The sequence below is a fragment of the Nocardia elegans NBRC 108235 genome (genome assembly GCF_001612845.1).
Classification (GTDB): domain Bacteria; phylum Actinomycetota; class Actinomycetes; order Mycobacteriales; family Mycobacteriaceae; genus Nocardia; species Nocardia nova.
The window spans coordinates 23,890-35,884 of sequence record NZ_BDBF01000052.1 but is presented as its reverse complement, the minus strand read 5'-3'; the positions used below and the strand labels follow the sequence as shown (position 1 = coordinate 35,884).

Here is an 11,995-nt window from a genome sequence, read left to right as displayed (position 1 = left end):
ATGAAGTGGTTCATGATCATCGCGGGCGTTGGCGTCGTCCTGTTCGGCTTCGCGAGTTTGCTTTACCCCGAGGAGATTTGGCGGAAGACCGAAGGGTGGAAGTACGACAACCCCGAGGCGAACAAGCCCAGCGAGACCGGATATCTGAGCAACGCCGGCGGGCTGCTTTTCGTCGGCGTCGTCGTGATCGTCGTGGCGCTGACGCTGCTATAGAGCTCACGCGAACGCTGATCGAAGTGACGCGTTGGCGGAGCAGCCGGTTGCCGCCGGAACTATCCCGGCCCGGCCGCATCTGCCGGAGCTACGGAAGTTGTTCGAACAGCCTGACAAGTTCCTTTGCGACGGTACGGGCGCGGGAGTGTGAGGCCAGCCGCCCACATACAGCCCGGTCGACCTCCTTCAGCCGAAACTCCTCGATGGTGTCGGCCTGCTATGGCATCGTCCACATTCGAGCGCAACGTGGCTGACTTGGAGGGGCGATGGCTCGGGTGTACCAGCAGATGCGGATCAATGGGTATCGCGATGACTACCGAGCGCGCGTCTACGAACCGCACATTCGAGAGCTCAACGAGTACGTCGACCGGCTGCGTGCTCGGAAGCCGGACATGTTCGTCCCTCATATCTCCCCGGAGTTCGGCGGATCTGCGGCGCGATTGCTCTTGCTGACCCTGTCCCCCGGAGAGCAGACAAGGCTCGACGTGCCCGGTGGCTCGGGCATGCTTTCGGTCGAGAACGGCGATCCGGCGGCTGAGCGGATCGCGGAAGCACTCGATCACGCGGCGATCGCTCGGGCGGATTACGTCGGCTGGAATATGTATCCCTGGTACAAGAGGGGGCTGGGTGAGCTGAACGCAAGCGTTCGCGATCCCTATCTGCGCGAAGGCGCGGACCTCCTCATCCAGGTTATCGCGCGACTCCCCCATCTACGGGCCGTCTTCGTGTTCGGTCATGGTCCTGAGCGCGGATGGGATTTCTTCCGCCAGTCCTATCCCAAAACAGCGCGCAGCCTGAAACACTTCTGGCACCGCAGCACCGGGCCCCGTGGTTATGCCGGCACAACCGAACAGCAGAAGGTATGGCGGCGTCAGCTATTCGACGAGATGCTCAGGGTCGGCAAGACGATCGGGAAGGGATGACGCGAGGTGATCTTTCGAAGATGTCCCATATAGTTCAGGGCTTCATCGGCCGCGAATAGATCGCCGGAGTTCCCGAGCAGCCGCGCGGACTTCTTCGCGGGCTTGCCTGCCATCGCATCCACACCCTGCCAGCCGATGCGGCGGTGCTCACGAGATCAGCTGGTCGATATGTTCGGCGGTGAGGATGCCGGCCGTCCAGGACTCCAATTGTTCAAGAGTCCCCGCCTCCACCGTGTCGACAACGCGTTGAGGAAGTGGCCCAAACTTCATCGTGAGCAGTTGAAGTAGGGCTACTACGCGCCCTCGCGCTTCTCCTCGCGCTTCGGCTTGGGCAGTGAGGCGTTCGGCGGTAGTCATGAATGCCTCCTTGGCGTCGGGGCCGAGCTCGTCGGCAAACTCTTCTATCTCAGCGGGGTCGGTCTCGCCCACCCTCATAATGTAAGTGAAGGCCAGGCGCAAGTCACGCACACCGTTGGGGCCTGCGAGCATCGCTCTGAAGTCATCTCGCAGCATTTTCAGTACCGGCGTGAGGTCAGGGTTTCCAGGGGCCGTTTTCATCAGCGCGAGTGTGGTTCGAGCGTGAGAGGTGAGCTCACGTTTCGCCAGGACACCCAGGTCAATGCGGGTGATGTTGTCCAAGGCGTAGCGCATCCGAGGAATGTACGGTCCGACTGCCGCGCGGGTGGCATCGTCGAGATCGATGAGTTCGGCGATATCCAGGGGTGCTGTCCACCGCCGTCCGCTCGGGCTCTGGTACACGACCAGGGGGATGACTGCGGGCAAGGTACCGGTGGCCGGGTTGTGGCCGATGTGGTGGTTCCACACCTGGATCATGTATTCAAGGAGCCGCAGAGCCATCAGCGGGTCGGGGCGGCTCTGATGCTCGATCAGTACATAGATATAGGCGGGGCGATCCCTCACGCGAGTGCGGAAAAGCAGGTCACCGTAGCGGGGTCGCAACTCGCTGGTAACGAAACTGGTCGACTGCAGTTCCAGACACCCCCAATCCACGCACGCCGTCACCGCCTCCGGCAAGACCGTGCGCAGCTCGGAAACGGCGTTTGCGGGAGTCGACATCACCTCACGGAAGAAGGCGTCGTGGTAGTTGCTGGGATCGGCAGGCACGGGCACCACCGTAGCGGTGAGCACCGACACATTCGTAATCATTCCGCTATAACTGTCCAAGCCGCGAAGCGACATAGGATGCGCCCTCAGGCCAGGTCGAGCGCCGCGCGTCGACATACCCGGATCGACGAATCATCCTGCAGCGCAACAAGACTGTTGACTTCCACTCATTCGTCTGTCAGCAGCAGGTACGCCGCTTCCGGCGCGCACGAGAATCCCGCAAAGGAAACCGAGCTCGAATACATCGACCTCTCCGGAACCGGCCCGATCATGGACGCCGAACCCAACGCAGGGCCGCAACGGTGATTACACAGACTTCCTGGGAATTCACCCCCGACGAGTTCTCTCATGTCTGGGCATCGGAGACCGGTCTGGACGGTGACTATCCGCATCCATCAATATCATCGAAAGCTCGGCTACAGCAGTCGAATACGAGATTCGGCGAATGGAGATCAGTTCTCGCTACCCGCGCGGCGCCGATCCCGACCTCACCGGGCCGCTACGCATCCTCGCCAACCCCGACCTGCGCATCGTCTGCAACGGCTGGTTTCACAACTCTCATCGCCGTGTCCGATCCCAAGCCGCAGCGGTCGGAGATCTCGGGGTAGTCGTGTTCCAAAAGCCGGGACCGACAGCCGATTTCGGTGGTGACATCAAACTTGTCGTCACGAGTAGACACCAGCTGGGCCGACATATCGCTGCAACCATGCCGACCGTCGGTGCCGGCACGGCAGGCCCGATGGTTGGATACACCCCGCGGGTCCGCGGCGACGAACCGCCGAGTTCGTGGCTTCGCGACGACGCCGGCAAACGCCCACCCGAGGAACGAATACGAATGCTGTTGCGTCTGGAACGCAGCGCCCAAGGCTACCTGCGGATCGACCGACATCTCCACGACTCCCTCCCCTACCCACAGGTATTCGTCACCTGGCTCGACGTCAGCGACACCAGCCGAGCGTCGGGCCGATACCTCGAAGACGTCGACGACAACGACACCGTCATAACGCCCGCATCAGCGAAGGTCATCGGGCAAGCGGCCGTCGGACGATGAGGATGCACCGCTTCTGCTGGGCGATTGTCGAGACGGCTCGGTCATCGACCGCGTGCGCGGTGGTGACACAGTCGACGTCGAGACGTGGACCGAACGACTGCTGACAGCCGCCACCGTCTCCGAATTCTTCGACTGACGGGTGGGTGGACTGTTACGCCGCAGGCCCGAGCGAGATGTCGAGGCGCTGGCCGACAGCGATGGCCAGCCGTTCGAGCATGTCCAGAGTGGGCATGCGGCCGCCACCTTCGATCCGAGCGATGGTCGGTTGAGTGGTGCCCATCCGGCGCGCGAGTTCCGTCTGCGTCAAACCTGCCGCAGCACGCGCCTCGTAGAACAGTTCTGCCAAGCGCAGCGCTAGACCGGCACGTTCGTAAGCCGCGTCGTATTCGACGCGCTGATCGGGAGTCATCTCCTCGAGACGGTCGTTGACCAGGTCCCGATAGTTCACATTCTTCATCGGTCTCTCTCCTTGCTGTCGCGGTAGCGCTCCAGCGCACGCCGTGCGCGCGCCACCTCGCGAGACTCGATCCGCCACATAGATGCATGTATATCGGTGCAGGAATATTCCTGCACCGATATACCGGCAGGTAAACCCCTACTCCCGCCCATACGGGGTCCGATCCCTACTCGGCGGGTGCGGTCAGGTCGTAGACCGTTACTCCGTCGATCGTCCGGGCGGTGAAGTTGGCGGCTACCCAGGCGGCGATCTCGGAGGCGGCCTGGCTGCCGCCGCTGGAGGCGCCGCGCATGCCGCCCATGCCGGCGCCGCCGACGAAGTAGTGGATCTTGTGCTGGGCCACGTACTGCTGGAACTGCGCCAGGGTCGGGGACGGGTCGGTGCCGTTGAATCCGCCGACGGCCATGACCGGGTCGCCGGTCGCCAGTTGGTAGGCGGCGGCGCTGTTGGAGCCGACCGCGGCCGCTACCCAGGTATAGGCGCCGGCGTTGTCACTCAGTGCCGCAGACAGATTCGAGCCGACGGTGATACCGCCCAGGAGCCCGCCCATCGGTCCACCGGCATGCGCAGTCGCACCGCTGGTCGTGGATTGCCCACCGGGCGCCGCACCGAATTGGCTGTTCCCCGTGCCGGATTGGCTGCCGGTGCCGGTTTGCCCACCGCCGGAGGCATTTCCGGCCTGGCCGCCGGGCGCACCACCCGGCGGCATCCCACCGAAGCGCCCGCTGGACGGCCCGGCGGACGGGATCGCCCCGGTGTGCGGAGTCGACGCGGTCGCCACCGCGTAGGCGGTCGGTCCTGCCAGTCCGGCGGCCAGCGCGACGGCCACCACCGCCGCACCGAGTGCCCGCGGCAACCGGGAGACGACCAGCAGCAGCGCCGCCGCACCCACACCGACCACCGCGATGACGGGGCGAAGCCACGGATTCCACTCACCGGTGCGCGCCAGCAGGATGCAGGCCAGGACGGTGGTCACCACCAGCGTTCCCGATAGCACGGCTGTCGCCCGAAGGTCGTTGCGCCGCAACCACAGTTGCCAGGCGCCGATCGCCACACTGCCCGCAACGGCCGGAGCCAGCGCCACCGTGTAGTAGGGGTGCAGGATGCCGCTCGCGAAGCTGAAGATCCCGCCGGTGAGCACCAGCCAGCCCAGCCACAGCATCAGCGCTGCCCGCGCCGGATCGGTGCGAGGCGCGCGACGGGTGAGCCAGAGACCGGCCACACCGAGGATCAGCGCCGCCGGGATCAGCCAGGAGATCTGACCACCCATCTCGGAGCCGAACAGCCGCGCCCAGCCGACGTCGTAGTTCATATTGCCCAGACCGCCCACCTCCTCACCGGTGAGCCGCCCGAAACCGTTGTAGCCCAACGCCAATTCGAGCACGCTGTTGTGCTGTGAGCCGCCGATGAAGGGCCGCGACGAGGCCGGCCAGAGCGCGACCACGGCCAGATACCAGCCCGCGGACACCACCATCGCGAGCACAGCCGCCACCGCGCGGATAATCCTCGTTTTCCGAGTAACTTGGGCCGCAAGCAGATACACCACCGCGAAAACCGGCAGCACGATGAACGCCTGCATCATCTTCGCCAGGAATCCGAATCCGACGGCCACCCCGGCCAGCGGCAGCCACCACGCGGCGCTGCCCTTTTCGACGGATCGCAGCACGCAGTAGGCGGCGGCGGTCAGCAACAGCACGAGCAGGGCATCCGGATTGTCGAAGCGGAACATCAGCGCCGCGGCCGGTGTGAGCGCCAGAACGGCACCGGCGAGAACTCCCGGCCAGTGCCCGGCGACCCGGCGCACCGCGGCGTACAGCACGGCGACGGCGGCGACGCCCTCGAGCGCCTGCGGCACCAGCAGACTCCACGAGTTGAAGCCGAAGATCCGCGCGGACATATCCATGACCCACAGCGCGCCGGGCGTCTTGTCCACGGTGATCGCGTTGGCGGCGTCGCTGGATCCGAACAGCATCGCCTTCCAGCTCTGCGATCCGGCCTGCACGGCGGCGGCGTAGAACTCGTTGGCCCAGCCGCCGGCACCCAGGTCCCACACGTACAGCAGCGCGGTGGCCGCCAGCAGCGCCACCAGCGACAGCTGCCGCCACCACGGGCTCGCGGTCCGCGTCGGCGGCGGTTCGGTCACCGCGGCCGGGGGCGTTTCCAGCACAGTCGTCGTCATATGTCGATCGTCATCGACCGAGGTGGTTGCTGCCTTGGGCTTCGCTGTGTGCCCGCTGTGAGGTCTCCTCCGGCAGCCGGACGGTGAAAACGGTATGTCCCGGTGCACTGTCGAGGCTGATCGCGCCGCCGTGCGATTTCACCACCGCCGCGACGATCGCCAGCCCCAGACCGCTGCTCCCGGCCCGCCGCGAGCGCGAGGAATCGCCGCGCGCGAAGCGTTCGAACACTTCCGGCTGAAGTGCGGCGGGAATACCGGGACCGTTGTCGGCGACCCGCCAGATCGCGCCGCCGGCGCCGTCGTGTTCCAGCGAGACCGTGACGGTGGTGCCGGGGCCCGTATGCACCCGCGCGTTGGCGAGCAGGTTGGCCAGCACCTGGTGCAGTCGCGCCGCATCACCGGTGACGACGACCGGTTCGCCGGGCAGATCCAGATTCCACCGGTGGTCCGGGCCCGCGATGTGGGCGTCGCTGACGGCGTCGACGGTCAACCGGGTCAGGTCCACCGGCTCGTGTTCGAGACCGCGCCCGGAATCGAGCCGGGCCAGCAACAGCATGTCCTCGACCAGCGCCGTCATCCGTCGCGATTCCGAATCCACTCGGTTCATCGCGTTGGCGACGTCGCCGGGCACCTCGGCCCGTTTCCGTTGGGCCAGTTCGGCATAGCCGCGAATCGCGGCCAGCGGGGTGCGCAGTTCGTGACTGGCGTCGGCGAGGAACTGCCGCACCCGCGTCTCACTGGCATGGCGGGCCGACAGCGCGCTGTCGATGTGATCGAGCATGCGGTTGACCGCGGAACCGAGCTGTCCGACCTCGGTACGCGGATCGGCGTCCTCGGCCGGAACCCGCACCGGCAAAGCCACTTCGCCGCGATCGAGCTGCAGATCGGCCACCCGGGAGGCCGTGGCGGCCACTCGGTCCAGCGGTGCCAGCGCGCGGCGGATCACCCAGATGCCCACGGTGATCGCGACGACGAGCACCACCGCGGTGACCACCACCAGGATCAGCAGGACCCGCATCAACGTGGCGTGGACCGTGGTCAACGGCATACCGGTGACCACGGTGGCGCCCAGCCAGGTCGAATTCGCGACCACGCGATAGGAGCCCTGCCCGTCGAGGTCGACGGTCACCGGATCGCCGTCCGACGCCACCCGGGCCAACTGCTGCCGGGCGGCCGCGGACAAGCTGGTCTGGGTCCCGTCGGCATCGATCTTGGCGGCGGTGATGTCGGTGCCGTCGATACTGGCGCCGACGGTATCGGCTTGAATGCCGCGCCGGTCCAGGAAATCCGGCCCGGGACCGCCGTGGTTCGGCGGCGGCCGATAGCCGTGGTCCGGATCGCCGGGTGGCGGCCCGAGACTCGGCCCACCGCCGGCCTCGCCGAGGGAACGCTTCTGCACATCGACCAACTCGGTGTCGAGCTGATGCACGAGAAACTGCTGCAGTGCGAATTCCGTTGCGGCGCCGATACCTACGACCACGACCACCAGCAACAGCAACTGTCCGACCAGCAGTCGCGCGCGCAGCGACCAACCGCGCGCCGACCACCAACGGCGAGACCGCGGCTCGCTCGCCGGGGCCTCAGGCGGCGGGTTTGAGGACATATCCGGCGCCGCGCAGGGTGTGGATCATCGGTTCGCGACCACTGTCGATCTTCTTGCGCAGATAGGAGACATAGAGCTCGACGATATTGGAGCGGCCGCCGAAGTCGTAGCTCCAGACCCGGTCCAGAATCTGCGCTTTGCTCAGCACGCGACGGGGATTGCGCATGAAATAGCGCAGCAGTTCGAACTCCGTGGAGGTCAGCGTGATCGGCTCGCCCGCGCGCGTCACCTCGTGGCTGTCCTCGTCGAGCATCAGATCGCCCACCACGATCTGAGCGTCGTTGTCGACGGTGGTGATGCCGGTGCGGCGCAGCAGTGCGCGCAGGCGCAGGACCACCTCCTCGATGCTGAACGGTTTGGTGACGTAGTCGTCGCCGCCGGCGGTGAGCCCGGCGATGCGATCTTCGACCGAATCCTTCGCGGTCAGCAGCAGCACCGGCAGATACGGCAGATCGCGGCGCAGCTTCGCGAGCACCTCGAGCCCGGTCATATCCGGCAGCATCACGTCGAGAACCACCACGTCGGGGCGGTTCTCGCGGGCCGCGGTGACCGCGGTGCGGCCGTCGGCGGCGGTGACGACCTGCCAGCCTTCGTAGCGCAACGCCATCGACACCATTTCCGCGAGCACCGGTTCGTCGTCGACGACGAGGACGGTCACGGGGCTGCCGTCCGCGCGGCGCATCACGACGCGCTCGGCCGGGGTGTTCGTGGTGGTCATGACCCCAGTCTGGGAACGGCGGCTAGGTGTCCGCTGTGCCGTATCTGGGGGTCGGCTGTGAGTGCGGCGGTCGCGGCGCGCTCACCACAGCGGGTACCGAACGAGTCCACAGCGCAGACCCAGCTTCGCATCGCAGGGTTGACCGAGCAACGCGATCGCGGCATCGACGCCCCGCGATCGCATTCGACGACAAGGAGTACGCGATGACCGAGCCCACCCCACAGCCTCCGGCCGAGCCGGAACACACCTGGGGCGCGCCGCAGACCCGGCCGGCCGCCACCTGGTCGACGAAGAAGTCGCTGGCCGCGGTTGGCATCGCCGCGGTGATCGCGGCGGCCGGGGGCGGCGTCGTCTACGCGGCCACACATTCCGGCGGCAGCGCCCACGGTGGTCCGGGCGGGCCCGGGACCAGCTGGGGCGGCGGGCACAACACCGCGAGCCCGGGCGGTATGGGCATGACCGGCCAGAGCCTGCACGGCCAGTTCGTGATCAGCGACGGCAACGGCGGCTACACCACCGAGATCACCCAGACGGGCACGGTGACCGCGGTATCGGACACCTCGATCACCGCCAAGAGCGCCGACAACTTCACCCAGACCTACACGATTTCCGGCAGCACCCAGCATTCGGAGGTGAAAGTCGGTGACACCGTGCGCATTCAGGGCACGGAGGCGAACGGGAGCGCCACCGCGACCGCGATCACGAGCGGCACCGAATCCGGGCAGATGGGTGGCCGCACCGGACGGTCCGGCCGCTTCGGCGGGATGGCGCAGGGCGGCGATCCGGGGCAGAACGGTCCCGGACCGGGAGGCGCGGCTCCCGGACAGGGCGGCGGACCCGGGATGGCGCCGCCGATGGACGGCGCTCCGAATCAGCCCAACGGCTGATCGCAGGAACGTCGGCGGGTCCATGTCCGCCGACTCGGGGCGCGTCACGCGTGCGCGACGCGACGCGCCCCACCGGCGGAATCCACAACGTCCGACGGTCGGCACACCTCTGGCAAACTGGGCGGATGGATGGCGATGCGGTGATCGTGCCCATGGGGCTGGGGCATTTGCGGCAGGTGCTGGATCTGGGTCACGAAGTGTTCGACACCAGCGTCAAGCCCTACACCTCGTGGTCGTTGACGTCGGTGGCCGAACATTTGGATTCGGCGGACAACGCCTGCTGGGTGGCATTGGATTCGGATCGGGTGGTGGGATTCGTGCTGGGGTCCATGGAATTCGAATTGCGGGACGACTGGGGATATCTGGAGTGGGTCGCGGTGGCGCCGGATATGCAGGGGCGCGGGCTGGCGCGGCGACTGGTGGACATCTGTTCGGAGGCGTTGTTCGCGCGGGGAGCACGCCGCATCGTGACCGACGTGGAGCAGAGCAATACCGCCTCGGCCACCCTGATGACCCGCAGTGGATTCAGTCCGGCCGCCTCGGTCACCTTGTTCGTCCGGCCCAATACCGCTGAGCCGGAATCGGATTCGGAACCACCGCTGCCGCCGATCGCGCCGGGCGCCAAACGGGCGTTGATCAGGCGAGGCCGTCTCGCGGGCGACAATCGCAGCACGCACTGAGCCGCGCGAGAGCCGCCGCACGCTATCCGATCCGTCCCCGCCGCAGACCGCGCCGCCGCGGCGGTGAGACGCCGTGGTCCGCTATCGCCGGGAGAGCCGGTCGAACACCGCGCTCGCCGCGCCGAAACCGAGCACCCCGAGCCCCGCACACCAGACCAGGGCCAGTGCCGCGCTTCCGCCGGTTCCGCTCGAATTCAGTAGACCGCGCACGGTATCCACCACCGGAGTGGCGGGCTGGTAGGCGGCGAAGCCGCGCAGCCAGGCGGGCATAGTGGAGGTCTGCACGAACGCGCTGCTGATGTAGGGGATGAACATGATCGCGTAGGTCATCCCGCCGGCCGCCTCGGGATTCTTCGCCACCAGCCCGAGCGCGACCGCGACCCAGCAGATCGCCACCACGAACAGCACGATCATGGCCAGCGCCCCCAGCCAGCCGAGTACGTCCGCCCGCGGACGATAGCCGAGTAGGACCGCCACGGTCACCGCGATCGCGATGGCGGCAAGATTGCGCGCCACCCCCTCACCGACGTGTCCGGCCAGGATCGCCTGCCGGAACATCGGCAGCGTCCGGAATCGGTCGATACTGCCCCGGCTCATATCCGCCGAGACCGCGGTCGCGGTGATCGACGCACCGAATCCCGTGCACAACAACATGATTCCGGGCACGACGTAGTCGAGGTAGGAACCACCGACGTCGATCGCGCCGCCGAAGACGTAGGTGAACAGCAGCATCACCAGGATCGGCATGAGCAGCGAGATGATCAGCGTGTCCGGACTGCGGAGGGTATGCCGGGCGCACCGGCGGAACATCACCGCCGAATCCGCGGCGATCATCCTCACCGGGCTGCCGCCTCGACGATATCGGCGGCATGGGCGGCGGCGCCCTCGGTGCGCAGGGTAGCCGCGAATTGCCTTGCGCGGGCGCGACGTTCGGGTTCCAGCAGCGTGGTCACGCCGCGAACGAGTCGTTCGGTGGTGAGTTCGGTGAAACGCAGGTGTGCGCCGAGCCCGAGCCGATCCACCTGCCCGCCCCACATCGGCTGTTCGAACGACACCGAACACACCAGCGTCGGCAGACCGGCCCGCAGACTTTCGAACAACGTGCCTATCCCGCCGTGATGCACCGCGGCCGCGCAGTGCGGGAACACGAGGTCGTAGGCGAACGGGCCGACCACTTTCACCCTCGAATCACCCTGGGTACGAGCGGTTTCCATACCACTCCAGCCCGCACTCACCAATGCTCGCACCCCGAGTCGCCGCGACACCTCACCGACCATGGCCAGGACGGCGGCGGGATCGCTGATCGGCATACTGCCGAATCCGAAGAACACCGGCGCCTCCCCTGCCCGCACCCAGGACAGGATGTCGGTGTGGTCGTCGCCGAGTTCGCCCACCGCGTGCCGGGTCTGCTGATCCAGCGTCAGGAAGCCGGTGAACGGGCGCCGGCCGTCCCACTGCGCCGGCAGCCCGGGCACCAGCGCCGGATCGTAGATCTGCACCTCGGGGACCCGCCGCCGTGCCAGCACCGCCGCGATACTCGCCCGCGATTTCGGCAGCCCGAGCATGCCGCGCAGATCGTTCAGATAGCGCATGAACACGATGCGCCGCAGGTTCTCCGCCACCGCCCACGTCACGCGATTCACCGGAGCGGGCGGCGCCCAACTCGCCGGCAGCGCACCCGGAAACGGATAGGCCCCGTTCGCCCGGGCCGGGTAGTAGTGCAGGCTCACCAGCGGCACATCCATCGCCTCGGCGACCGAGCACGCGCGGTCCTCGGTGACAGTGCTGGCCACGATCAGGTCGGCGCCCGCGCACACCTCGACCACCTCGCGGTTCATCCGATCGGCATAGTCGGCCATCTGCCGGGCGACCAGCTGCATCAGCCGCAGCGTATTGCCCGCGGCGAGGGCGCGCTGCCCTGCCTCCGAGCTGTAGAGCTGCTGCACATCCGGCCCGCAGGCGCGCGCGGCGAGCCCGGCCGCGGTGGCGAAATCGACCAGATTCGGCGGCGCGCCCAGCACCACGTCGTGGCCGCGGCGCCGCAATTCCAGCCCCAGGGCCAGCACCGGTTGCACGTCGCCGCGAGTGCCGGTCAGCGGAATGGCGATTCTCATGTCGAGTTATCTCCCCTTTTCCCGAGAGCGCAACACTTTCGGCCG

General features: G+C 67.1%; 12 protein-coding genes. 5 read left to right on the top strand and 7 right to left on the bottom strand.

The window, feature by feature from the left end; translation table 11 throughout:
* A complete protein-coding gene (locus tag NE2_RS29000; RefSeq protein ID WP_063031224.1) occupies positions 1 to 213 on the top strand; it encodes a DUF6199 family natural product biosynthesis protein in 213 nt (70 codons plus the stop codon).
* A 266-nt stretch (positions 214 to 479) separates the two neighbouring features.
* Entirely contained in the window at positions 480 to 1,136 is a 657-nt protein-coding gene (locus NE2_RS28995) for a uracil-DNA glycosylase family protein (protein WP_063031222.1), read from the top strand.
* 147 nt (positions 1,137 to 1,283) lie between these two features.
* Here NE2_RS28995 and NE2_RS28990 read toward each other — a convergent pair whose 3' ends face one another.
* A complete protein-coding gene (locus NE2_RS28990) occupies positions 1,284 to 2,291 on the bottom strand; it encodes an Rpn family recombination-promoting nuclease/putative transposase (RefSeq protein WP_167356795.1) in 1,008 nt (335 codons plus the stop codon).
* A gap of 415 nt (positions 2,292 to 2,706) precedes the next feature.
* Here NE2_RS28990 and NE2_RS28985 point away from each other — a divergent pair, with 415 nt between their 5' ends.
* The gene (locus tag NE2_RS28985; protein WP_063031218.1) at positions 2,707 to 3,312 is read left to right on the top strand and encodes an ESX secretion-associated protein EspG; all 606 of its coding nucleotides are present in this window, start codon (positions 2,707 to 2,709) and stop codon (positions 3,310 to 3,312) included.
* A gap of 151 nt (positions 3,313 to 3,463) precedes the next feature.
* Here the strand turns inward: NE2_RS28985 and NE2_RS28980 are convergent, their stop codons facing one another.
* The 4 genes from NE2_RS28980 to NE2_RS28965 form a co-directional block, all read right to left on the bottom strand.
* Positions 3,464 to 3,769: a helix-turn-helix domain-containing protein gene (locus tag NE2_RS28980; protein WP_063031216.1), complete on the bottom strand. Its 306-nt coding sequence runs from the start codon at positions 3,767 to 3,769 to the stop codon at positions 3,464 to 3,466.
* A 166-nt stretch (positions 3,770 to 3,935) separates the two neighbouring features.
* Entirely contained in the window at positions 3,936 to 5,948 is a 2,013-nt protein-coding gene (locus tag NE2_RS28975) for a mannosyltransferase YkcB-related protein (protein WP_063909510.1), read from the bottom strand.
* Positions 5,949 to 5,958: 10 nt separating this feature from the next.
* Complete coding sequence (locus NE2_RS28970) at positions 5,959 to 7,551, bottom strand: sensor histidine kinase (protein WP_063031214.1); 1,593 nt, start codon at positions 7,549 to 7,551, stop codon at positions 5,959 to 5,961.
* The gene (locus tag NE2_RS28965) at positions 7,529 to 8,233 is read right to left on the bottom strand and encodes a response regulator transcription factor (RefSeq protein ID WP_106958563.1); all 705 of its coding nucleotides are present in this window, start codon (positions 8,231 to 8,233) and stop codon (positions 7,529 to 7,531) included. The genes NE2_RS28970 and NE2_RS28965 overlap by 23 nt, the downstream gene beginning before the upstream one ends.
* Before the next feature lie 239 nt (positions 8,234 to 8,472).
* Here NE2_RS28965 and NE2_RS28960 point away from each other — a divergent pair, with 239 nt between their 5' ends.
* Both NE2_RS28960 and NE2_RS28955 read left to right on the top strand, forming a co-directional pair.
* Complete coding sequence (locus tag NE2_RS28960; RefSeq protein WP_063031210.1) at positions 8,473 to 9,156, top strand: hypothetical protein; 684 nt, start codon at positions 8,473 to 8,475, stop codon at positions 9,154 to 9,156.
* Positions 9,157 to 9,281: 125 nt separating this feature from the next.
* Positions 9,282 to 9,836, top strand: a complete 555-nt coding sequence (locus NE2_RS28955; protein ID WP_063031208.1) for a GNAT family N-acetyltransferase — start codon at positions 9,282 to 9,284, stop codon at positions 9,834 to 9,836.
* Between the two features lie 81 nt (positions 9,837 to 9,917).
* On the opposite strand, the gene NE2_RS28950 is transcribed toward NE2_RS28955, so the two are convergent.
* A complete protein-coding gene (locus tag NE2_RS28950; RefSeq protein ID WP_063031206.1) occupies positions 9,918 to 10,670 on the bottom strand; it encodes an ABC transporter permease in 753 nt (250 codons plus the stop codon).
* 2 nt (positions 10,671 to 10,672) lie between these two features.
* A complete protein-coding gene (locus NE2_RS28945) occupies positions 10,673 to 11,950 on the bottom strand; it encodes a glycosyltransferase (protein ID WP_063031204.1) in 1,278 nt (425 codons plus the stop codon).
* Positions 11,951 to 11,995: the final 45 nt, after the last annotated feature.